This window comes from Humibacillus xanthopallidus (genome assembly GCF_006717145.1).
GTDB lineage: Bacteria > Actinomycetota > Actinomycetes > Actinomycetales > Dermatophilaceae > Humibacillus > Humibacillus xanthopallidus.
Map to the genome: position 1 here is coordinate 728,112 of NZ_VFQF01000003.1, position 22,345 is coordinate 750,456.

Genomic DNA, 22,345 nt, shown 5'->3' on the forward strand with positions numbered 1-22,345 from the left:
TCGGGCCGCACCTAGACTTGCCCGCATGGTTTCACCGCTCGTCGCGCTCACGCCCAGGGTCCAGTCCGCGATCGCCGCCGCACTCGGCGACGAGTATCGCGAGGCCGACCCGGTGCTGCGCCCGTCGCAGTTCGCCGACGTGCAGGTCAACGCCGCGCTCGCGCTCGCCAAGCGGGTCGGTATGCCGCCGCGCGAGGTCGCCGCGAAGATTGTCGACGCGCTTGACGTCGACGGCGTGTGCGATGCCGTCGAGGTGAGCGGCCCGGGCTTCATCAACCTCACTTTCTCGAATGCCTGGCTCGCCTCGCTCCTGCAGGAGGTCGCCGCCGACGAGCGCACCGGGGTGCCGCTCCAGGAGCGCGAGAACATCCCCATCGACTACTCCGCGCCCAACGTGGCCAAGGAGATGCACGTCGGTCACCTGCGCACGACGGTCGTCGGCGACGCGCTGGCCCGCACCCTCGAGCACCTTGGCCACAACGTCGTGCGGCAGAACCACATCGGCGACTGGGGCACCCCGTTCGGGATGCTCATCGAGCACCTCCTCGACGTCGGCAAGGACTCCGCCGAGGCCGAGCTGCTCGTCACCGACCCCAACGCCTTCTACCAGGCCGCGCGGGTCAAGTTCGATCTCGCCGAGAAGGCCGAGCCGGCAGGCAGCGCTGGCGATTTCAACACCCGGGCGCGCACGCGGGTCGTTTCCCTCCAGGCCGGCGACCCCGACACGCTCGCCCTCTGGCAGGAGCTCGTCGACCTCTCGAAGACGTACTTCAACAAGGTCTACTCCACCCTCGGCATCACCCTGACCGACCTCGACCTCGCGGGCGAGTCGACCTACAACGCGGTGCTCGGGTCGCTCTGCGACGAGCTCGAGGCGGCGGGCATCGCGACGATGTCCGACGGCGCTCTCTGTGTCTTCCTCGACGGCTACACCGGCCGCGAGGGCAAGCCCGTGCCGCTCATCATCCGCAAGTCCGACGGCGGCTACGGCTACGCGACGACCGACCTCGCGACGATCCGCTACCGGGTGCACGACCTCAAGGCGCACCGCGTGCTCTACGTCATCGGGGCGCCGCAGGCGCTGCACCTCAACATGGTGTGGGACACCGCGCGCAAGGCCGGCTGGCTGCCCGACGACGTCGTTCCCGTGCACGTGCAGATCGGCAACGTGCTCGGCGAGGACCGCAAGATCCTCAAGACCCGCTCCGGCAAGCCGCTGCGGCTCATGATGCTGCTCGACGAGGCCGTCGAGAAGGCCCGCGCCGTCATCGACGAGGCGCGGCCCGACCTCGACGACGAGGTCAAGGCGACCATCGCCCGCCAGATCGGCATCGGCGCGGTGAAGTATGCCGACCTGTCCGTCGCGCACAACAGCGAGTACGTCTTCGACCTCGACCGCATGGTCGCGCTGACCGGCAACACCGGCCCGTACCTGCAGTACGTCGTCGCCCGGATCCGCTCGATCTTCCGCCAGGTCGCGATGGACCCGGCCGAGCAGCACGCGCCGATCCTCGTCGGCGAGCCACAAGAGCGTGCCCTCGCCCTGCACCTGCTCGGCTTCGGCGACGTCGTGGCCGAGGTGGGTGACGAGTACGAGCCGCATCGGCTGTGCGCCTACCTCTTCGAGCTTGCGCAGTCGTTCTCGGCGTTCTACGAGAACTGCCCGGTGCTCAAGGCCGATACAGATGCCGTGCGCGAGTCGCGGCTGTCGCTCTGCGTGGTCGTCTTCCGCGTCATGACGACAGGTCTCGACCTGCTCGGTCTCGAGGCCCCCGACCAGATGTGAACCGTGCGGCCGGAGCGTGACCCGGCCACACGGCATACCGGCGCGGTGTCCTCGTGCTCCTCGACCGAGCCCGGGGGATTGCCGGGCCTGTGCCGACGGAGGACAGTCGAGCCATGAGCGACTGGGACTTCAGCGGCCTTCGAGCCACCTACGTCAACTGCACCCTGAAGAAGAGCCCCGAGGTCAGCCACACCCAGGGCCTCGTCGACGCCAGCGCGGCGATCATGGGCGAGCACGGCGTGGTCGTCGACGTCATCCGGCTCATCGACCACGACGTCGCCACGGGTGTCTACCCCGACATGCGCGAGCACGGGTGGGAGACCGATGCGTGGCCCGAGCTCTACCCCGGGATCCTCGAGAGCCAGATCCTCGTCGTCGCCGGACCGATCTGGCTCGGTGACAACTCGAGCGTGACGAAGCGCTTCATCGAGCGCATCTACTCCCTCAGCGGAATGCTCAACGACAAGGGGCAGTACCTCTTCTACGGCCGGGTCGCCGGGTGCCTCATCACCGGCAACGAGGACGGCATCAAGCACTGCGCCCAGAACGTCCTCTACAGCCTCCAGCACGTCGGCTACACGATCCCGCCCAACGCCGACGCCGGCTGGATCGGCGAGGCCGGCCCGGGCCCGTCCTACCTCGACCCCGGCAGCGGCGGCCCCGAGAACGACTTCACCAACCGCAACACGACCTTCATGACGTGGAACCTCATGCACCTCGCCAGGCTGCTGCGTGACGCGGGCGGCATTCCCGCACAGGGCAACCAGCGCTCCGAGTGGAACGCAGGGGAGCACTTCGGCTGGCACAACCCCGAGTACCGCTGAGCGGCCCGACCCGTCGGTCGGGTGCGGGTCGCATCACCCGTTACGGATGATGCGGTGGGCGTTGACGGTTGGGGACACTGGTGTCAGCGGGCCCCTGCGACGGGGTTCCGCGTGTCCTCCGAGAAAGGTTGCTGTCCCGTGTCGTTCTGGGAAATCGTGTGGTTCATCTTCATCTTCTTTGCCTTCATGGCCTACCTCATGGTCATCTTCCAGGTCATCGGCGACCTCTTCCGTGACGACTCCGTGTCGGGGTGGATCAAGGCGGTGTGGATCATCGCGCTGATCTTCCTGCCGTTCCTCACCCTGCTGCTCTACCTCATCATCCGCGGTCGCGGCATGTCCGAGCGCACGGCGGCGGCAATCACCTCGGCTCGTCAGGCGCAGGACGAGTACGTCCGGTCGGTCGCCGGCTCCGGCGCCTCAGGCCCGGAGCAGATCGCCAAGGCCAAGGAGCTGCTCGACTCGGGCGCTATCACCGCCGAGGAGTTCGCCGCCCTCAAGGCGAAGGCCCTCGCCTGAGCGCCCAGCTCTGAACGTCGCCGCGAGCCCGTCACCACGTCAGCGTGGGGACGGGCTTGCGGCATGTCACGAGTGGCGCGCCGGAGCCGATTCGGCTGGCGGGTGGGCGTGCTGCCCCCTACGGTGTGGCCATGACGGGGGTCCAGACGATCGAGACGCGGGCCAGGGCCGCGCTTGTCGTGGTCACGTCAGCACGCGTGCGCTTCGCGCTCCTTGCAGTCCTCGGCGGTCTCGTCTTCTGCGCGGTCGGCCTCGGGAGTCGCAGTGCGACGTTGAGTGACCTCACGAGCGCCATCCAGACGGGCAGAGTGACCGAGGTGACCGTCGACGGGGGTCTACCGCCGGGGGCGACGGGCTACAGCGCGGTGACCCTCCAGTGGGAGGAAGGCGCCCCCGATCACACCGCCACGGTTCTGCAGCTGAGTGACGCGGGACAGGACGCGAGCGACGCCTCGAGCGGTGAGCGCACCGTCGGTGACGTGCGCTCGCACCTCGTCGCGGCCGATCCGAGCGGCTCCCTGAGCGTCGTCACGGGCGACCTGCCCGCCATGACGGGTCCGGTCGTCGCGGGCTGGAGCCTCCCCGACTGGATGGGGCCGGCGACGATGCTCCTCTGGGGCGCAACGGTGCTGCTCATGATCTTCGGGCCGGAGCCATGGTGGGCCACACGGTGGGGCTGGTTCTGGTTGCTGGTCAGTCCCGCCGCGATCGTCGCCGTGCCGATCTACCTGCTCGTGTCGGGTCCGCCGCCCGGAGTGGAGCGGGGCCCTGGGATGGGCTGGCGCGCCCCCGGTCGATCGACCTTCATGTTCCTGTTGTTCTTCGTCCTCACCTTTGGCGTCTGACGGCTCCTCTGACGACTTACCGTTCGAGTGGTCGCGTCGTCACAGGCGCCGCCGCCGGGACACGGCTTGCGCATGGGGTTACAGGGCCACTCGAGTGGTGTTGCGGGGCCACTCGAGCGGGGTTGCTCAGGCGCCGTGCGTCGAGGCGACGAGCGCCTGGTAACGAGCCACGACGTCGGCCGCGGCGGCCTCCTGACCCGAGGGGACGGCATACTCCGAGTCGACCTCGAGCTGCCAGGTCGGCGGCGCACTCTCACCCGAGAGGGCCCACGCGGCCTGGCGCGCCGCACCGATGCCGACGTACTCGCCGGGCGCGGGCACGACAATGGGGGCACGGAAGAGCCCGGGCGCGATCTCGCGGACCGCCCGGGACGCCGCGGCGCCGCCGATGAGCAGCACCCGCTCGACCGCGACGCCGTGACGGCGCAGGGCGTCCACGCCGTTCACGAGGTTGCACAGCATGCCCTCGACGGCGGCCCGGGCGAGGTTCTCCGGCGTGGCGTTCGATCGGGTGAGGCCGCTCAGCGTGCCGGTGGCATCGGGCAGGTCGGGCGTGCGCTCGCCGTCGAGATAGGGCAGCAACGTGAGGCCGCCGGCGCCGGGATCGGCTGCGAGAGCGAGCCGGTCGAACTCGCCGAGGTCGACGCCGATCATCGTCGCCGCCGCGCCGAGCACGCGGGCGGCGTTGAGGGTGCACATGAGCGGCAGGTGTCGGCCGGTCGCGTCGGCGAAGCCGGCGATGGCGCCGGTCTCGTCACGGATCGCCGAGTCGTGCGGCGTGAAGACCGTGCCACTCGTGCCGAGCGAGACGACGACGTCACCGGGGCTCAGCGTCAGGCCCAGAGCCGCGCCCATGTTGTCGCCCGTGCCGGCCGCGACGAGCAGCCCGCTGTCGGTGTGCCCGGCAGCGGCTGACGGTGCGAGCACCTCGGGGACCGCGAGCTCGCGGCCGAAGGCGGTCTTGAGCAGGTCGAGCCGGTAGTCGTTCGTGCCGGCCGACCAGTAGCCGGTGCCGGACGCATCGCCCCGGTCGGTCGTCCACCGCTGGAAACCGTTGCCCTGCTTGAGGATCCGGCCTGTCAGCCAGTCGTGGGGGAGCACGACCCCGGCGGCGCGGGCGGCGAGCTCCGGCTCGTGCTGGGCGAACCAGCGCAGCTTGGTCACGGTGAAGCTCGCGACCGGCACGAGGCCGACAGCGTCCACCCAGGCCGCGGTGCCACCCAGCTCGGCGGTGAGATCGGCGGCAGCGCCTGCGCTGCGCGTGTCGTTCCAGAGCAGGGCGTCGCGCACGACCGCGTCGTGCTCGTCGAGCGTGACCATGCCGTGCTGCTGGCCGCCGACGGCGATGGCCGAGACCCCGTCGAGGATGCCGTCTCCGCTCGCCTGCTCGTAGGCCTCCCACCAGCGCTCGGGGTCGACCTCCGTGGCATCGGGATGCGGGGCCCGCGCGGTGCGCACGACCTGGCCCGTCGCGGCGTCGCACACCACGATCTTGGTCGACTGGGTCGAGCTGTCGACTCCTGCCACGAGGGTCAGGTCATCGGTCATGGTGTGTTCCGTGCGCTCCATGCCTGAAGGGTCTCCCGAGCGCCCTGTTCGTGCAAGGCAGCGAGCGCATCGCGATACACCGTCTTGAACCGCTCGTCGTCGACGAGGTCACCGAAGAGGTCGCGGTCCCGGAGGAAGGCGAGGTCGTCGCCCTCTCGCTGGCGGGCCGCGGCAGCCGTGACCCTGCCCTTCACCCGGTCGACGATGTCGATCGGCTCGCCCTGCTCGTCGACCCCCTCGGCGTAGCGCGCCCACGAGGCGACGACCAGGGCCGACCGGTCGATCTCGCCACCCGTGGCGAGGTTGCGGTTGATGACGGGGACGAGCCACTTGGGGATGCGGTCCGAGCTCTCGGCGCACAGGCGCGCGAGCGTGTCGCGCACCTCCGGGTTGGCGAAGCGCTCGATGAGCTCATGGCGGTAGGCGTCGAGGTCGACCCCGGGCACCTCGGGCAGCGTGGGCGAGCCCTCGCGCTCCATGTAGCCGAGCAGGAAGTCCACGAAGAGCGGGTCCTGGCACACCTCGTGCGCGTAGCGGTAGCCCGCGAGGTAGCCGAGGTAGCAGAGCGCCTGGTGGCTCGCGTTGAGCAGGCGCAGCTTCATCAGCTCGTAGGGCACGACGTCGTCGACGAGCTGCACGCCGGCCTCCTCGAGGGGCGGCCGCCCGTCGGTGAAGTGGTCCTCGAGGACCCACTGCGTGAACGGCTCGCAGACGACGGGCCACCCGTCCGCGACCCCGAACTCGTCGGCGAGCAGCTCGATGTCCTCCTGTGCCGTCACCGGGGTGATCCGGTCGACCATGCAGTTGGGGAACGACACGTGCTCGTCCATCCAGTCCGCGAGGGAGGGGTCCTTGAGCCGCGCGAAGGCCGTCATCATCTTCCGAGCGACATCGCCGTTGCCCGGCAGGTTGTCGCACGACATGACGGTGAAGGGGGCCAGGCCGGCATCGCGTCGGGCGGCGAGCCCTGCGACGACGTAGCCGAAGACGGTGGCCGGCACGGCACCCTCTGCGAGGTCGGCCACGATCGCCGGGTCGTCGGCGTCGAACTCGCCGGTCACCTGGTTGACGAGGTAGCCGCCCTCGGTGATGGTCAGCGAGACGATGCGGGTCCGGGGGTCCGCGAGCCGGTCGACGACGGCCTGAGGGTCGTCCGGGGCGAACATCATCTCGACGATGCTGCCGATGATGCGTGCCTCGCGGTGCCCGTCGGGGTGCTTGACGACGAGCGTGTAGAGGCCGTCCTGCGCCGACATCGTGTCGACGATCCGCCGGTCCTGGGGCAGAGCGCCCACGCCGCAGATCCCCCAGTCGAGGGCCAGCCCGTCGTTCAGGAGGCGGTCGACGTACATCGCCTGGTGGGCTCGGTGGAAGCCACCCACGCCGAAGTGCACGATGCTCGCAGTGACCTCCGCCCGGTCGTATGCCGGCCGGCCCACTTCGCGCGGGAGGGCGGCATACGTGCTCTGCGACAACGGGATCGGCGTCGATGACGCCGGGGCGTCGGTGGTGGTCATGATCGGGTGTGTCCTCTCGGAGGTCTCGAAGGCAGGGGTGGCGCGCCGTGCGGCCACCGGGCGAGGCGGGTGTCGACGCGTCGTCGTCTGACGGTCGTCAGTGCGACTCGGTCAGTGCGACTCGCAGAGGCTCCACATCGTCCACAGCTCGGTCCGCATCCGGCGTGGCTGTCGCAGGGTGTAGGCGACGGCCTGGGCGATGTCCTCCGGTTCGAGGAAGTCGCCCTCGGACGGGTCCCGGTCGCCGAAGCGCCCGTCGGCCGCGGCGAAGGGGGTGTTGACGCCGGCCGGTGCGATCGTGGTCGTGCGGATCCCCTCGGAACGCAGCTCGCGGTCGAGCGCGTAGCCGAGGTTGATCTGGGCGGCCTTCGTCGCCGCGTAGACCGCCTCCTGACCGCCCCCGATGAGGAGGCCGGCGACGGAGCCGAGGATGACGATGTCGCCGCCGTCGCCCTGGGTGCGGAACTGGCGCACCGCGGCCCGGGCGAGCCACACGGTTCCCTTGACGTTGACGTCCACCATGAGCGAGACATCGTCCGCCGAGTAGTCGAGGACGCCACCGTAGAAGCCGACGGCCGCGTTGGCGACGACGGAGTCGACCCGCCCGAAGGCCTGCACTCCCGCAGCGACGAGCGCGTCCGCCGTGGCCTCGTCCCTGACGTCGCCGAGGCCGACGGCCAAGCGGTCCTCGCCCCACGCGTCGCGGAGCGGGGCCAGCGCGTCGGGCCGGAGGTCGCCGGCGACGACGCGGCCGCCGGCCTCGAGGACGAGCCGGGCGATCGCACCCCCGATGCTGCCGCCCGCCCCGGTGACGACGACCACCGTGTCCGCGAGGCTTCGGCTCCGGTCGACTGCCCGGCTGGTGGCCCGGTCGACTGCCGGGTCACCTGCCCGGCCGGTGGCCGGCCGGGCCTGCGCGCCAGTGCCGCTCACTTGATGGCGCCCATCGATAGGCCGCGGACGAGCTGCTTCTGCGCGGCCCAACCGGCGATGATGACGGGCAGTGCGGCGATGGTCGCCGCGGCGGAGAGGACGGCGAGGAACTGGCCTCGGCCGTCGACGAAGCTGCCGAGGAACGGCGGCGTCGTGCGAGCCGACGAGCTCGTCAGCAGCAGCGCGAGGAAGTACTCGTTCCACGCGAAGATGAAGCTGATGAGGGCTGCGGCCGCCACCCCGGGGAGGACCAGCGGCAGGACGATCCGCACGATCTCGCGGAACATGCCGGCCCCGTCCACCCTGGCCGCCTCGATGATCTCGAACGGGACCTCGAGGAAGAACGAGCGCATCATCCACACCGTCACCGGCAGGTTCATGGCGCCGTAGACGACGGCGAGCATGTAGATGTTGTCGAGAAGCCCCACGGTCTTTAAGATCATGAAGAGCGGCAGGACGATCGCCGCGAGCGGCATGAAGCGGGTCGAGATGAAGAACGAGAGGGAGTTCTCGACGTTGTTGACCCGCCGGATCGACAGGGCGTAGGCGGCCGGGATGGCCAGAACCACCGAGATGATCGTCGCGATGACGGCGGCGGTCAGCGAGTTCTGGAGGTAGCCGGCCATCCCGCGGTCCATCGCGAGCTGGTAGCCCTCCGTGACGGGCTTGAAGATGAACGTCGGGTCGACGGACGACGCGAGCGACTCCGGCTTGAACCCGTTGAGGACCATCCAGAAGACCGGGAAGAAGAAGAGGAGCACGAGGACCCACGTGACGAGGGTCGTGAGGGCACCTCGGGCCGATCGGCTCGACCTGGTGGTGGTGCTGGAGCCGTTCATCGGCTTCCTCCTGCCATGAAGACCTTGAAGACGCTCTTGAGAGCGATGGTCGCGACGATGATCGTGAGGATGACGGTCACGACGCCGTATGCCGCCGCCTGCCCGACGTCGAGGCCGATGAAGGCCCGCTCGTAGAGGAGGTAGGCGAGGGTCTTCGTGCCGCCGGTTCCCTTGGTGAGGATGGCGATCGGGTCGAAGACCTGGAGGATGATGACCGACCCCAGGAGCACGCCGATCTCGACGTACATCCGCAGGTGGGGCAGCGTGATCCAGGTGAAGGTCCGCCAGGCGCCGGCCCCGTCGACCTGGGCGGCCTCGAGGATGCCCTTGTCCTGGCCCTGCAGACCGGCCAGCAGGATGAGCATCATGAACGGCGTGAACTGCCAGGTCAGCACGATGACGACCGTGGCCATCGGGTGCTCGGTGCTCCACGCGACGACCGGCAGGTGCAGGGACTGGAGGACCCAGTTGATCATCCCGATGTTGGTGTCGAACATCGAGTACTTCCAGATGAGCGAGGCGGCTGCCGGCATGATGAGGAAGGGCGTGATCATCAGGGTCCGGGCCAGGGCGCGACCGCGGAACTGGCGGTCGAGCAGGACGGCGAAGAGCAGACCGAAGAGAACGGCCAAGGTCACCGAGAAGGCCGTGATGAGCACCGTGGCGCGGATCGAGGGCCACAGGTCGCCGGAGGTGAGCGCGCTGGTGTAGTTGTCGAACCCCGCGAAGGCGCGGTCGTTGGGGTAGAGCAGGTTCCACTTCGTCAGTGAGAACCCGATGGTCGTGAGGAACGGGATCTGGGTCAGCAGGATGAGGAAGATGACGGCCGGCAGCAGCAGGCTCCGGTTGCGCCAGAGCTCCTTCTTCTGCACGCGCCGCTTGTCCGTCGCGGTGGCGGCCTTGACGTCCTCGAGCTCGGCTGGTTGTGGGGTGGTCGTGGTGGCGGTCATGTCGGCACTTCCTTGTGCGGCTCGTGCGACTGCAGGGTGGGAAGGTGGGGTGGTGCCGGGTCCGGGGCGTGCCGGACCCGGCACCACGTGTCACCGGTTCGTCAGCGGGACGTCACTTCTTGTGCTTGTCGCCGGCTGCCTGGGCGACGCTCTGGCACTTGCTGAGCGCGTCGTCGATCGTGCCGCGGTTGGCGAGGTAGTCCGCGACGAGCTGGGCGCACTGGTTGCCGACGTCCTGGAACTCGGGGATCGAGACGTACTGGATGCCGACCCAGGGCTGGGGGTTGACTCCCGGCTGCTTCGGGTTGACCGAGCTCATCACGTCGAGGGTGATGGGCGCGTACGCCTTGGCGGCCTCCTTGTACTCGGGGATCGAGTAGGTCGAGGTGCGCGAGCCGGGCGGGACGTTGGACCAGCCGATCTTGTTGCCGACGAGCTTGATGTAGTCCTTGCTCGTGGCCCACTTGACGAACTTGAGGGCCGCGTCCTTCTGCTTCGTCGACGTCGGGATGGCGAGGTTCCAGCTCCACAGCCAGCCGGACTCCTTGGTCTTGTCGACGGGCATGTGGGCGTAGCCCATCTTGCCCTTGACCGGCGAGTCGGCTGCCTCGAGCATCGAGGCGGCGACGGAGGCGTCGGCCCACATCGCGGCCTTGCCCTCCTTGAGCGCCGTCAGGCACTCGTTGAAGCTGTAGGAGACCGGGTCCTTCTCGCCGGACTCGTCGAGCATCTTCTTGTAGAAGCCGACGGCCTCCTTCCACTCCGGGGTGTCGACCGTGGCCTTCCAGTTGCTGTCGTACCAGTTGCCGCCGAACGTCTGAACGACGGTCGTCAACGGGGCGAACAGGTCACCCCAGCCCGGCTTGCCGCGCATGCAGATGCCTGCCATGTCGGCGGTGTTGACCTTCTTGGCTGCGTCCGCGACCTGCTGCCAGGTCGGGTTCTGCGGGATCGTCACCCCGGCCTTGTCCATGACCTCCTTGTTGTACATGAGGATCGAGGACTCGCCGTAGAACGGGACGGCGAAGAGCTTGCCGTCGTACGAGTTGACGTCGCGCACCGGCGGGAGCAGGTCGTTCACGTCGTACGACGAGTCGGCCTGCAGGTCCGGGGTGAGGTCGACGAGCCAACCGTTGGCGCCCCACTGAGGCGTCTCGTAGGCCCCGATGGTGACGATGTCGTACTGCCCGGCGCCGCTGGCGACGTCGGCGGTCACGGCGGCGCGGAGATCGCCCTCCTCCATGACCTGGAAGTTGACCGTGACGCCGGGGTTGGCCGACTCGTACTCGGTCTTGAGCTTCTCCATGTCCTTCATCTGGCCGTTGTTCACCGTGGCCACCTTGAGGGTGACGGCGCCGCCGGCGCCGCCGGTCGACCCGTTCCCGGACTGCACGGCTCCGGACGAGCAGGCAGTCACCGTCATGGCCACCGCCACCGCGCCCGTCCCCAGCGCGAGCATGCGCTTGTTCGCAAGCATTCCCAACTCCTTTGGTAGGCAATCTCGTTCCGGCCCGAGCTCGACGATCACGGGCGAGACAGGCACACCGATCGGTGTGACGTCCGCAACAGTTCTTGACTGGAACTAGCCGGAACGGTATTGACGGGACGACGGGGTCAACAAGCACCATGGACCCTCTGTCGTTGATACGATTTTGCGTGGTGGCTCGGTCGGGAGGCGCGCTTCGGTGCCGCTCCCCGCACGAGGTGGAGACAACGTGGTCCCAGGCCGACGAAGGGCATGATGGTTTCGTATCGATCCAGCGAGACTCTCGACCGAGGAACGGCCCACCCGACCGGGGGGAGTACCACCTCGTCACCGTCGGGGTCCCAGATGGGCGCCCCGATCCGTCGAGAGGTCATCCCGCCCCATCCGCAGGCGTCCGTGCGCGTGCTCACCCACGACTTCCCGAGCGAGATCTGCGGCTGGGGCTACCACCCCGAGTACGAGATCCACCTCATCACGAAGACCCGGGGGAGCTTCATCGCCGGCGACCACATCGGGACCTTCGCGCCCGGTCACGTCAGCATGATGGGTCCGAACCTGCCGCACGACTGGGTCAGCGACCTCGCTGAGGGCCAGGTCGCCGTCGACCGCGACGCCGTGATCCAGTTCAGTGACGAGTGGATCCGGGGGGCGAGCCAGCACCTGCCTGAGCTCGCCGAGGTGTCCGAGCTGCTCCAGCGCTCGACCCGCGGGCTGGTGTTCTCCGGCGCGACCGCATGGCGCGCGGCCGAGACGATCCTGGCGTGCGTCCACAGCCACGGCGTCGAGCAGCTGGCCCACCTCTTCAAGCTGCTCGCGCTCTTCGCGCACGCCCCGACCGACGAGTACGAGCTCGTCGCGAGCGAGTGGCTGGGCCGACCCACCGACCCGGCGTCACGCGACGCCGGTGAGGCCGGGCTCAGCTACATCCTCGACAACCTGACCGGTGACATCCGGCTGTCGACGGCTGCCCGCCTCGCCTACATGTCCGAGCCGACCTTCTCGAAGTACTTCAAGACCGCAACCGGGATGACGTTCTCGAGCATGGTCAAGAAGCTGCGGATCGCCTACGCCAGACGTCTTCTTGACACCTCCGACGACTCGGTCGCCCAGATCGCCGAGCGCAGCGGCTACCACAACATGGCCAACTTCAACCGTCAGTTCCTTGCGGAGGTGGGCAGCACACCGAGCGCCTACCGCCGTCTGGAGTCCGACCAGAAGCCGCCTCCCGAGCTGTTCAGCCTCGGTCGCCGGGCGCCGTCGCAGTGACTCGCGACAGGCCCGCGTGACCGCGGAGGCGCCCACGGGGTGGACACCGCCATCGGGCGGCGCGGCATACCGGTGTGATTCGAGTGGCACTTGCCGGGCCTACCAGCCGGTCGTGCTCTAGGTTCGGGACCAGCCCCTGCCCCTCAGTGCGAAGGAGTCGCCGTGCTCATCGGTGTCCCACGAGAGAGTCGTCCCCGTGAGACGCGGGTCGCGGCGACGCCCAAGACCGTCGGCCAGCTCGTCGGGCTCGGCTACGACGTCGTGATCGAGAGTGGCGCGGGCGCGCTCGCGAGCTTCGACGACCTGGCGTATGCCGCCGCGGGGGCTCGCGTCGTCAGCGCTGAGGAGGCGTGGGGCGCGGACATCGTCCACAAGGTCAACGCGCCGAGCGACGAGGAGATCGGGCGGCTCCGCGCCGGCACGGTCCTCGTCTCGCTCCTGGCGCCGGCGCTCAGCCCCGAGCTCGTCGAGAAGCTGCGGGCCGCCGGTGTGACCGCGATGGCGATGGACGCCGTGCCGCGCATCAGCCGCGCCCAGTCGCTCGACGTGCTGTCGTCGATGGCGAACATCGCGGGCTATCGCGCGGTCGTGGAGGCGGCGCACGAGTTCGGGTCGTTCTTCACGGGCCAGGTCACCGCTGCGGGCAAGGTGCCGCCGGCCAAGGTGCTCGTCGCCGGTGCCGGCGTGGCGGGTCTGGCCGCGATCGGCACGGCGCGCTCGCTCGGTGCCATCGTGCGCGCGACCGACGCCCGCGCCGAGGTGGCCGAGCAGGTCGAGTCGATGGGCGCGGACTTCCTCGCGGTGCAGATGCCCGAGGTCGACGCGGCGGCCACGTCCTCCGACGGCTATGCCAAGGAGATGGGCGAGGAGTACAACCGCCGCGCCGCGGAGCTGTATGCCGCCCAGGTCCCCGACGCCGACATCGTCGTGACGACGGCGCTCATCCCGGGGCGTCCGGCACCGCGCCTCATCACGGCCGAGATGGTCGCGGCCATGAAGCCCGGCTCGGTCATCGTCGACATGGCGGCCTCCAACGGCGGCAACGTCGAGGGGTCCGTGGCCGACGAGATGGTGATGAGCGCGAACGGCGTGCGCATCATCGGCTACACCGACCTCGCTGCCCGGCTGCCCACGCAGGCCTCGCAGCTCTACGGCACGAACCTCGTCAACCTCATGAAGCTGCTGACGCCCGGCAAGGACGGGCAGCTGGTGCTCGACTTCGACGACGTCGTGCAGCGCAACATGACGGTGGCGCGCGACGGCGAGCTGCTCTGGCCGCCGCCGGCGATCCAGGTGTCGGCGGCGCCGGTGGCTGCTCCGGCCGCGGCGGTGGTGAAAGCGCCTGACAAGCCGAAGGATCCGAGACGCAGGTATGTCGGGATGGCGATCGGCGCGGTGGTCTTCGCGCTCATTGCCGCCGTGTCGCCGGCGAGCTTCCTCGGACACTTCACGGTCTTCGCCCTCGCCGTCGTCATCGGCTACTACGTCATCGGCAACGTGCACCACGCGCTGCACACCCCGCTGATGTCGGTGACCAACGCCATCAGCGGCATCATCGTCGTCGGTGCCCTGCTGCAGCTGGGCACGACGTCGACCTCGGGTGGGGCCACCTCGAGCGTGATACTCGTGCTCGCCTTCATCGCCACGCTCATCGCGAGCATCAACATCTTCGGAGGGTTCACGGTGACCCGCCGCATGCTCACGATGTTCCGGAAGGGCTGACCCGTGACCGACGTCAGCACCGCCCTCATCAGCGCCGCCTACATCGTGGCGGCCCTGCTCTTCATCCTCTCCCTCGCCGGGCTCTCGAAGCACGAGACCGCCCGCGACGGCAACGTCCTCGGCATGATCGGCATGGCCATCGCCCTCGTCGCGACGCTCTGGCTGGCCCTGCGTGACGCCGCTTGGGGCAACTGGGTCGCGATCATCGTCGCGATGACCATCGGCGCGAGCATCGGCATCTGGCGGGCCCGCCGAGTCGAGATGACCGGCATGCCCGAGCTCATCGCGATGCTGCACTCCTTCGTCGGTGCGGCGGCGGTGCTCGTCGGCATCAACACCTACCTCGCCGACGTGGGCGGCGGCGACGCCGTGCACCTCGTCGAGATCTTCCTCGGGGTGTTCATCGGTGCGGTGACCTTCACCGGCTCGATCGTCGCCTTCCTCAAGCTGTCGGCGCGCATCTCGAGCAAGCCGCTGATGCTGCCGGCGCGGCACTGGATGAACCTCGCTGCGCTCGTCGCGTCGACGGCGCTGCTCGTGTGGTTCGTCGCGTCGCACTCGATCGTGCCCCTGCTGCTCATGCTGGCGATCGCCCTGGCCTTCGGCTGGCACCTCGTGGCCTCGATCGGGGGCGGCGACATGCCCGTCGTCGTGTCGATGCTCAACAGCTACTCCGGATGGGCGGCGGCGGCGGCCGGCTTCATGCTCGGCAACGACCTGCTCATCGTGACGGGCGCGCTCGTCGGCTCCTCCGGTGCCTACCTGTCCTACATCATGTGCAAGGCGATGAACCGCTCGTTCGTCTCCGTCATCGCCGGTGGCTTCGGCTCGGACGGCGCGGTGTCCAACGCCGACGTCGACTACGGCGAGCACCGCGAGACCAGCGCGGCCGAGGTCGCCGACCTGCTGACCCACTCGTCGTCGGTCGTCATCACACCGGGCTACGGCATGGCCGTCGCGCAGGCGCAGTATCCCGTCGCCGAGCTCACCGCCAAGCTGCGTGAGCGGGGGGTCGACGTGCGCTTCGGCATCCACCCCGTCGCCGGTCGCCTGCCGGGGCACATGAACGTCCTCCTCGCCGAGGCGCGGGTGCCCTACGACATCGTGCTCGAGATGGACGAGATCAACCCCGACCTGCCCGATACCGACGTCGTCCTGGTCATCGGCGCCAACGACACCGTGAACCCCGCGGCGGCCGAGGACCCCACCTCGCCGATCGCCGGCATGCCGGTGCTCGAGGTCTGGAAGGCGAGGGAGGTCGTCGTCTTCAAGCGCTCGATGGCGGCCGGCTACGCGGGGGTGCAGAACCCGCTCTTCTTCCGCGACAACAGCGCCATGCTCTTCGGTGATGCCAAGGAGCGCGTCGAGGACATCATCAAGGCTCTCTGAGCCAGCTCCGTCCGCGGGAGCAGCACGTCAGCGGCTCGGCCATACGACGAAGTGCTCTCTCGATTCCTGTGATCGAGAGAGCACTTCGTCGTCATCGAGAGCGCGGCCTGATCAGCGCTCGCTGATCTTCTCGGACGGCTCGGCGCGGGCGGCGTCCGCGCCCGTCGCCAGCTTGCTGTGGTGCCGCGAGTAGAGGAAGTAGATGACGAAGCCGATGGCCATCCAGACGAGGAAGCGGATCCACGTCTCGAGGCTGAGGTTGAGGATCAGGTAGAAGCAGAACGCCGCCGAGAGCCACGGGATCCACGGGTTGCCCGGCACCTTGAAGGCGCGCTTGAGGTCAGGGCGACGCTTGCGCAGGATCGGGACGGCGAGCGACACGAGGATGAACGCCGAGAGCGTCCCGATGTTGACCATCTCCTCGAGCGTGCCGATCGGCGTGATGCTCGCAGCCACCGCGACGGCCCCACCGATCATCAGGGTCAGCTTGACCGGGGTGCCCGTGTTGGGGTTGGTGACTCCCAGGGAGGGCGGGAGCAGCCGGTCGCGGCTCATGGCGAACGTGACCCGGGTGGCGCCGATGATGAGCGTCATGACGACGGTCGTGAGGCCCGCGACTGCGCCCGCGGAGATGAGGGTCGCGTAACCGTCCTTGCCGACGGCCACGAAGGCGTTGGCCAAGGCGGCCTTGGGGTCGATCTCGTTGTATGGCTGCATGCCGGTGATGACGAGGGCCACTGCGACGTAGAGGATCGTGCAGATGACGAGCGAGCCGATGATGCCGCGCGGCAGGTCCCGCTGCGGGTTCTTCGCCTCCTCGGCGGTCGTCGCGACGACGTCGAAGCCGATGTAGGCGAAGAAGACGAGCGCTGCGGCCGACATGATGCCGAGCACGCCGAAGGTGGCGGGTGTCATGCCGGTGATGAGCTGGAGCACCGGCGCATGAATGCCTTCGGAGCCCTTGGCCCCCGGGGCCGACGGCGGGATGAAGGGCGTCCAGTTGTCGCGGTTGATGAAGCCGATGCCGGCGATGATGACGAAGAGGACGATGAAGAGCTTGACGCCGACGAGCACGAGGTTGACCCGCATCGACTCCTTGATCCCCTTGGCGACGAGCAGGGTCAGCGCGGCGACGAGGATGAAGGCAGGGACGTCGAAGTGCCAGCCTTCCGCCGGGCCCAGGGCCGCGGGCCAGGTGATGCCGAGCTGGTCGAGCAGGGTGACGAAGTAGGTCGACCAGCCCTGCGCGACGACGCTCGCGCCGAGCATGAGCTCAAGCAGCAGGTCCCACCCGATGGCCCACGCGATGATCTCGCCGAGGGTGGCGTAGGAGAAGGTGTACGCCGAGCCGGAGACGGGCACGGTCGAGGCGAACTCGGCATAGCAGAGGGCCGCGAGGCCACACACCACGGCGCCGAGGATGAAGGAGTAGACGACTGCTGGGCCGGCATACTGCTGGGCGGCTCGTCCGGTGACGGTGAAGATACCGGCGCCGATGATGACGCCGATGCCGAAGACGACGAGGTCGAGCGCCGACAGGCGCCGTTTCAGCTGGTGGTCGGCTTCGTCCGCGGCGGCCAGGGACTGCTCGATCGACTTGGTGCGAAAGACACTCATACTGACCTCCGAGCGGGGTGGGTCGGGTGATCTGACCCAAACTAGACCCGGCAGGCCCGCAGGGCGAGAGATGCTCGCCGCCGCGGGCCGTGCGTGTCGACCCGCGTCAGGACTGCGGCCAGATGGGCCCGGTGTCGGCCCCGCGCCTCCGACGCTTGATGTCGTCGCTCTCGTAGACGGTCTCGCCGTCCTTGCGCTTCTGGATCGGCACTGCCCGGGAGTAGGAGTCGAGACGCTCCTGGATCGGGTCGTGGGTGCCGTGGACGTCGGGGAAGGCCGGCTCCTGGGGTTGCGGTGTGGCAGTGATCGGGCTGACCGGGGGCACGTATCCGCCCGGTACCGCTCCGGGGTAGCCGCCGTAGCCCGTGGGACCGCCCGCGCCAGGCCCGACGGGACCGCCGGCGCCGGGTCCACCCAGCCCGCCGGTGCCGCCGAAGCCGCCGAAGTCGGGGTCGGCGTCGTCGCCGTCGATGGGCTCCCCGGCGGGCGGCGTGATGTGGAAGATCTCGGCGCAGATGGCGCGGTAGGTCTCGTCGGGCTGTGGCACCCACTTGATCTCACGCAGGGCCTGGTCCTGACCGGCGCTCTCGAGGACGAAGCGGCCGTAGCCGAGGAACTGCCCGGGGATCGACCGGACGTAGCTCATGTCGGTCACCTTGATGAGGGGCATCATGGCGACCTTGTGCGTGATGATGCCGTAGCGCAGCAGCAGGCGCTTGTCCGTCGCCACGAACCAGCTGTGGTGCCAGTCGAGGAGCCGCCAGAGCATCCGCAGGACGAGGAAGATGAAGCCCAGCCACACGATCGTGCCGACCGCCTGCGTGCTGCGGGTGACGTTGGAGTCGACCCAGACCGCGACGGCGAGGCCGAGGAACATCGTGACGATCGGCTCGGCGATGCTGACCCAGTGGGAGCGCACCGCGGTCACGAGCTTCTCGCCCGGGAGCAGGATGGGCTCGAGCCCTGCCGGGACCTCGTCGTGTCGCAGTGCCATGCCGGTGACCTCCCCGTTCAGGCTAGACCGCTCGGGCGCGTGCGTGCGCCGGCCTCATCGGTTGAGCAGCGAGTTGAAGAAGGTGAGGATCGCGTTGAAGCCGTCGACGATGACGCCCCAGATGTTGCCCACGATGTCGGCGGCCTTCGTGGGTGACGTGAAGACCGCGTAGACGAAGAACGCGAGCACGATGAACAGGATGACTTTCTTGGCCTTGCTGCCCACGATCAGTCGCTCCTCGGCTCTCGGGGTGATGCTGCGGTCCGACCCCGACGGGCCACGGCACAGGGGTGGCACCAGTGTGCCGCAAGTGACTCGTGAGGTGCGGTTGGGGCGCCCGCGTGTTGCCGACCGGCCGCTAGTCTCCTGACGTGCCGCTGCCACCCCCGACGTATGCCGCCGCGTTGCGTGAGGCGATCGCCGACGTCACGCGCGGGGTCGGGCCCGCAGCCCTGGCGTCGGCCACCGAGGCGCTGATCGGCCGCTACCGGTCGGTGGCCCCGGCCGGGCCGCCCATCCTCGACTCGGCCGACAAGGTCGCCGCGTATGCCGCCTACCGGATGCCCGCGACGCACGCGGCCCTGACCCGGGTGCTCCAGACCGTGGCTGCGACCGGTGTCGAGCCGGTGAGCCACCTCGACCTCGGCGGGGGCACCGGTGCGGCGGCCTGGGCCTCGGCAGAGGTCTTCCCCTCGCTGCGGCAGATCACGGTGCTCGACCAGGCCGTCGAGGCGCTGCGACTCGGCGAGCGCCTCGTCGGGTCGGCCCCGGTCGAGGTGCTGCGAGAGGCGAGCTTCACCCGGGCCGCTGCGGGCGCCTGGCCGCACGAAGCTGCAGACCTCGTCACCGTCTCCTACGTGCTGAGCGAGCTCGACGTGCCGCAGCAGGAGCGGCTCGTCGCCGACGCCCTGGCGCTCGGCACGGTGGTCGTCATCGTCGAGCCGGGCACGCCTGACGGCTATGAGCGGATCCTTCACGCCCGCACGGCGATCCGCGATCTCGGGTGGCAGCTGCTCGGACCCTGCCCGCACGCCGGAGCGTGTCCGCTGGCACCAGGGGACTGGTGCCACTTCTCGGCGCGGGTCAACCGCTCCGCCGAGCACCGCCGCATCAAGGGCGGTGAGCTCTCCTACGAGGACGAGAAGTTCTCGTGGGTCGCAGGAGCGCGGCCGGGCACCGTTGGCACACGACGGACTTCCGGCAGAATCCTTCGACATCCCTTGAAGCGCAAGGGCTTCGTCGAGTTCCAGGTCTGCCGACCCGACGGCACCGCCGGGCGAGAGGTGATCTCGAAGAAGCAGGGTCAACGGTATCGCGACGCGAGGGACGCGGAGTGGGGCGACGTGCTGCCCTGAGCGGACGGCATACGAAATCGGTTGTCAGACAGTGCCGTAGAGGCGGTCGCCGGCGTCGCCGAGGCCGGGGACGATGTAGCCCTTCTCGTTGAGCCGTTCGTCGATCGTGCCGGTCACGAGCTTGACGGGAACGCCGGTGTCGGAGAGCGCGGACTCGAGGTGGGCGACACCTTCGGGCGCGGCGAGGAGGCAGACGGCGGTGATGTCGTCGGCGCCGCGGTCGATGAGGTAGCGGATGGCGTCGGCCATCGAGCCACCCGTCGCGAGCATCGGGTCGAGGACGAAGACCTGACGGCCGGTGAGGTCGTCGGGCAGCCGGTTCGCGTAGGTGACCGGCTCGAGCGTCTCCTCGTTGCGCTGCATGCCGAGGAAGCCGACCTCGGCGCTCGGCAGGAGGCGGACCATGCCCTCGAGCATGCCGAGCCCCGCGCGCAGGATCGGCACGATGAGCGGCTTGGGGTTGGACAGCTTGATGCCGGTCGTCGGCGCCACCGGCGTCTCGATCTCGAACGGCTCGACGCGCACCTCGCGGGTCGCCTCGTAGGCGAGGAGGGTCATGAGCTCTTCGGCGAGGCGTCGGAACGTCGGGCTGTCGGTCCGCTTGTCGCGCAGGTAGGTCAGCTTGTGGGCGATGAGCGGGTGGTCTGCGACGTGGACGTCCATGGGTGGAAACTTAGCGTGTGGCCAAGCATTCGCAGACCCCCTCGCGGGGCGATACCGTCCCCGACGACACCGAGGAGCGGTATGCCGCGTGGCTCGGTGAGGCGTTGGCGCTCGCGTCGGCAGCCCGGAGCACGGGCGACGTGCCCGTCGGCGCGGTCGTCGTCGACCCCGACGGCGTCGTCGTCGGACGCGGCCGCAACGAGCGCGAGGGGCACGGTGACCCGACCGCACACGCCGAGGTCGTGGCGATCCGCGAGGCGGCGCGCGCTCTCGGGACCTGGCGGCTCGAGGGATGCACCCTCGCGGTCAGCCTCGAGCCCTGCGTCATGTGTGCCGGTGCGCTGATGGCGGCGCGGGCTGAGCTCGTCGTCTTCGGTGCGTGGGACCCCAAGGCGGGAGCGTGCGGATCGGTCTGGGACCTCACCCGCGACCCCCTCGCGACGCACAACGTCGAGGTCATCGGAGGGGTGCGGGCGGAGGAGTCGGCGGCCCTGCTGGTGGATTTCTTCGAGGGCCGCAGGCTCCGGTAAGGTCTCCTCTCGGTGGCGTGTCCGAGCGGCCTAAGGAGCACGCCTCGAAAGCGTGTGTGGGGGTAACTCCACCGTGGGTTCAAATCCCACCGCCACCGCCAAATGAGATGGACCGCCCCCGGAGCGAAGCCGAGTGGGGCGGTCCATCTCATTTTGTTGGACGCTGCGGGATTTGGGAGGAGCCAGCGGGGCGCCGAGGAACGACGCGGCGCGCAGGCGACGGTTCCCACCGCCACCGCCAGTCACCTGCAGAAACGCCGGTTCGAGCCTCCGGGCGAGGGCCGGCGTTTCTCGTAGTGGTCTCATTCGAGGTCCTGGTGTGCCGCTCTTGACGCCGGGCGGTTCAAGCACCGCGCTGAAACCACGGCGCCAACGGCGGCCCGGGAGAAAGTCCGGTGGCCCCTGCAACCGAGGCCGCGCGTTAGGGCTCGTAAGAGTCAAGGAGTCCTCGGCGGCCTCAGCTCGTCGCCGCGTCGCCACGACCAACAAGCGCATACGTCAGATGCGGGTGCACGCGGCAGTGCTTGGGAGAACACCTCACCGATCTAGGCAGGTGAAGGATGCACACGTTCACGATGGACGCACGTTGCTGCACCCATACGGCTGTCTCGGTCGCCAGCCCCAATCGGCCCTCGCCCGGGGGGTGCACGACGCGTGGGCCAGCATCCTCTGCGACCGACCACAACGTCGCATTCGCTTGGCCAGGTTCATCCAGCAGCCCAGGAGGTTTCCGATGTTCGCTCTCCCCGTAGCCGCCGCGCTCTTGCTGCTTCTGATCGTCCGGGCATTCGTGCCGCGGCGGCGACCGGGGGCAAGAGGGCGTGTCCGGTCGACAGTTCTAGCCACCCTCGGGATGGCCGGTCTCATGGTGGTTCCGGCTGCGGCGTGGGCGTCTCCGCCTTACCACGGCACGTTTTCTTCGCACGAGGTCTTCGTGGACTCCGAGGTATGCGCGCCAGAGGGGTTCTCGGTGGACGTCGTGCAAGACGAGGTACTGGCCTTCCGCGTGTTCTTTGCTCCCTCTGGCGCCGTTGCGTTCGTCGCGGTGCACGTCGACTACCGGGCCGTCATCTCGGCCAACGGGCACACGATCGTCGAGCGGGACACGTGGATGGACACCTACTACCCCGACGGGTCGGCACGGACGGTCGGAAACACCGTGCACATCCAAGGGCAGGGCCCGGGGCTGGTTCAACACGATGCAGGCCAGATCGTGTTCGTCGATGGATCTGTTCAAGCGATCCACGGTCCCCACCCCCAGTTTGAGGGCCAGTCGTTCTGCTTCGCCTTGCTCCCGTAGCCGGAAGGGTGTGCCGCACTGAAGGACTTCGGCACGGCACGGCACCTGCCGCTCTGTGCGTCGGCGGTCGCACCCGAACACCCTGTCAGCCCATCTCGGCGGCACGCATGCGCCCGGGCACATCCAGCCAGGTCAGGAGGTCTCCTTCTCAACGACGCTCGAAAGCGGGGCCAGAGCGAGCGTCGAACACGAGGCCACCCGCGCAAGTGGGCGGCGTGAATCGCAGGACGTCCCTCGGCCGATCGTCGCCGTCCCCGACCCG

20 protein-coding genes and 1 tRNA gene are annotated in these 22,345 nt (G+C 69.1%); 11 read left to right on the forward strand and 10 right to left on the reverse strand.

The window, feature by feature from the left end; all coding sequences use genetic code 11:
- Window positions 1-25: 25 nt before the first annotated feature.
- The 4 genes from argS (at window position 26) to FHX52_RS21385 (ending at window position 3,974) form a co-directional block, all read left to right on the forward strand.
- Window positions 26-1,786, forward strand: coding sequence for an arginine--tRNA ligase (gene argS, locus FHX52_RS21370; protein ID WP_141824367.1), 1,761 nt, complete (start codon window positions 26-28; stop codon window positions 1,784-1,786).
- A gap of 113 nt (window positions 1,787-1,899) precedes the next feature.
- On the forward strand, window positions 1,900-2,610 hold the full coding sequence (locus FHX52_RS21375; protein ID WP_141824368.1) for a flavodoxin family protein: 711 nt from the start codon (window positions 1,900-1,902) through the stop codon (window positions 2,608-2,610).
- A gap of 138 nt (window positions 2,611-2,748) precedes the next feature.
- Window positions 2,749-3,129 (forward strand): SHOCT domain-containing protein, encoded by a 381-nt coding sequence (locus FHX52_RS21380; RefSeq protein WP_185747417.1) that lies wholly within the window; start codon window positions 2,749-2,751, stop codon window positions 3,127-3,129.
- A gap of 131 nt (window positions 3,130-3,260) precedes the next feature.
- The gene (locus tag FHX52_RS21385) at window positions 3,261-3,974 is read left to right on the forward strand and encodes a hypothetical protein (protein ID WP_141824369.1); all 714 of its coding nucleotides are present in this window, start codon (window positions 3,261-3,263) and stop codon (window positions 3,972-3,974) included.
- Window positions 3,975-4,100: 126 nt separating this feature from the next.
- On the opposite strand, the gene xylB is transcribed toward FHX52_RS21385, so the two are convergent.
- The 6 genes from xylB to FHX52_RS21415 all read right to left on the reverse strand — a co-directional run bounded on the left by xylB (window position 4,101) and on the right by FHX52_RS21415 (window position 11,238).
- Complete coding sequence (gene xylB / locus FHX52_RS21390; protein WP_141824370.1) at window positions 4,101-5,522, reverse strand: xylulokinase; 1,422 nt, start codon at window positions 5,520-5,522, stop codon at window positions 4,101-4,103.
- The gene (locus tag FHX52_RS21395; RefSeq protein WP_141824371.1) at window positions 5,519-7,039 is read right to left on the reverse strand and encodes a mannitol dehydrogenase family protein; all 1,521 of its coding nucleotides are present in this window, start codon (window positions 7,037-7,039) and stop codon (window positions 5,519-5,521) included. The genes xylB and FHX52_RS21395 overlap by 4 nt, the downstream gene beginning before the upstream one ends.
- A 111-nt stretch (window positions 7,040-7,150) precedes the next feature.
- Window positions 7,151-7,972 carry an SDR family oxidoreductase gene (locus tag FHX52_RS21400; RefSeq protein WP_246070310.1) on the reverse strand — a complete coding sequence of 274 codons (822 nt, stop codon included), beginning with the start codon at window positions 7,970-7,972 and terminating at the stop codon, window positions 7,151-7,153.
- Window positions 7,969-8,811 carry a carbohydrate ABC transporter permease gene (locus FHX52_RS21405; RefSeq protein ID WP_141824372.1) on the reverse strand — a complete coding sequence of 281 codons (843 nt, stop codon included), beginning with the start codon at window positions 8,809-8,811 and terminating at the stop codon, window positions 7,969-7,971. Before FHX52_RS21405 ends, FHX52_RS21400 begins: the two co-directional genes overlap by 4 nt.
- Window positions 8,808-9,761: a carbohydrate ABC transporter permease gene (locus FHX52_RS21410; protein WP_141824373.1), complete on the reverse strand. Its 954-nt coding sequence runs from the start codon at window positions 9,759-9,761 to the stop codon at window positions 8,808-8,810. Before FHX52_RS21410 ends, FHX52_RS21405 begins: the two co-directional genes overlap by 4 nt.
- Window positions 9,762-9,873: 112 nt before the next feature.
- A complete protein-coding gene (locus tag FHX52_RS21415) occupies window positions 9,874-11,238 on the reverse strand; it encodes an ABC transporter substrate-binding protein (protein ID WP_141824374.1) in 1,365 nt (454 codons plus the stop codon).
- A gap of 354 nt (window positions 11,239-11,592) precedes the next feature.
- Here FHX52_RS21415 and FHX52_RS21420 point away from each other — a divergent pair, with 354 nt between their 5' ends.
- From FHX52_RS21420 to pntB, 3 genes are all read left to right on the forward strand, one after another.
- Window positions 11,593-12,513, forward strand: coding sequence for a helix-turn-helix domain-containing protein (locus tag FHX52_RS21420; RefSeq protein ID WP_246070311.1), 921 nt, complete (start codon window positions 11,593-11,595; stop codon window positions 12,511-12,513).
- A gap of 162 nt (window positions 12,514-12,675) precedes the next feature.
- Complete coding sequence (locus FHX52_RS21425; protein WP_141824376.1) at window positions 12,676-14,235, forward strand: Re/Si-specific NAD(P)(+) transhydrogenase subunit alpha; 1,560 nt, start codon at window positions 12,676-12,678, stop codon at window positions 14,233-14,235.
- Window positions 14,236-14,238: 3 nt separating this feature from the next.
- Window positions 14,239-15,624, forward strand: a complete 1,386-nt coding sequence (pntB, locus tag FHX52_RS21430) for a Re/Si-specific NAD(P)(+) transhydrogenase subunit beta (protein ID WP_141824377.1) — start codon at window positions 14,239-14,241, stop codon at window positions 15,622-15,624.
- 111 nt (window positions 15,625-15,735) lie between these two features.
- Here pntB and FHX52_RS21435 read toward each other — a convergent pair whose 3' ends face one another.
- From FHX52_RS21435 to FHX52_RS24015, 3 genes are all read right to left on the reverse strand, one after another.
- Window positions 15,736-17,241: an amino acid permease gene (locus tag FHX52_RS21435; protein WP_141824378.1), complete on the reverse strand. Its 1,506-nt coding sequence runs from the start codon at window positions 17,239-17,241 to the stop codon at window positions 15,736-15,738.
- Window positions 17,242-17,347: 106 nt separating this feature from the next.
- The gene (locus tag FHX52_RS21440) at window positions 17,348-18,235 is read right to left on the reverse strand and encodes a PH domain-containing protein (protein WP_141824379.1); all 888 of its coding nucleotides are present in this window, start codon (window positions 18,233-18,235) and stop codon (window positions 17,348-17,350) included.
- A gap of 54 nt (window positions 18,236-18,289) precedes the next feature.
- Complete coding sequence (locus FHX52_RS24015; RefSeq protein WP_185747418.1) at window positions 18,290-18,460, reverse strand: hypothetical protein; 171 nt, start codon at window positions 18,458-18,460, stop codon at window positions 18,290-18,292.
- A 146-nt stretch (window positions 18,461-18,606) separates the two neighbouring features.
- On the opposite strand from FHX52_RS24015, the gene FHX52_RS21445 reads away from it, so the two are divergent.
- Window positions 18,607-19,590 carry a small ribosomal subunit Rsm22 family protein gene (locus tag FHX52_RS21445; protein WP_246070312.1) on the forward strand — a complete coding sequence of 328 codons (984 nt, stop codon included), beginning with the start codon at window positions 18,607-18,609 and terminating at the stop codon, window positions 19,588-19,590.
- A gap of 24 nt (window positions 19,591-19,614) precedes the next feature.
- On the opposite strand, the gene upp is transcribed toward FHX52_RS21445, so the two are convergent.
- Window positions 19,615-20,253: a uracil phosphoribosyltransferase gene (gene upp / locus FHX52_RS21450; RefSeq protein ID WP_141824380.1), complete on the reverse strand. Its 639-nt coding sequence runs from the start codon at window positions 20,251-20,253 to the stop codon at window positions 19,615-19,617.
- A gap of 17 nt (window positions 20,254-20,270) precedes the next feature.
- Between upp and FHX52_RS21455 the strand changes: the two genes are divergently transcribed.
- From FHX52_RS21455 to FHX52_RS21465, 3 genes are all read left to right on the forward strand, one after another.
- Complete coding sequence (locus FHX52_RS21455; protein WP_141824381.1) at window positions 20,271-20,783, forward strand: nucleoside deaminase; 513 nt, start codon at window positions 20,271-20,273, stop codon at window positions 20,781-20,783.
- Window positions 20,784-20,794: 11 nt separating this feature from the next.
- A tRNA-Ser gene (locus FHX52_RS21460) sits at window positions 20,795-20,884 on the forward strand.
- Window positions 20,885-21,480: 596 nt separating this feature from the next.
- Window positions 21,481-22,083 carry a hypothetical protein gene (locus tag FHX52_RS21465; RefSeq protein WP_141824382.1) on the forward strand — a complete coding sequence of 201 codons (603 nt, stop codon included), beginning with the start codon at window positions 21,481-21,483 and terminating at the stop codon, window positions 22,081-22,083.
- The last annotated feature ends 262 nt before the right edge of the window (window positions 22,084-22,345 follow it).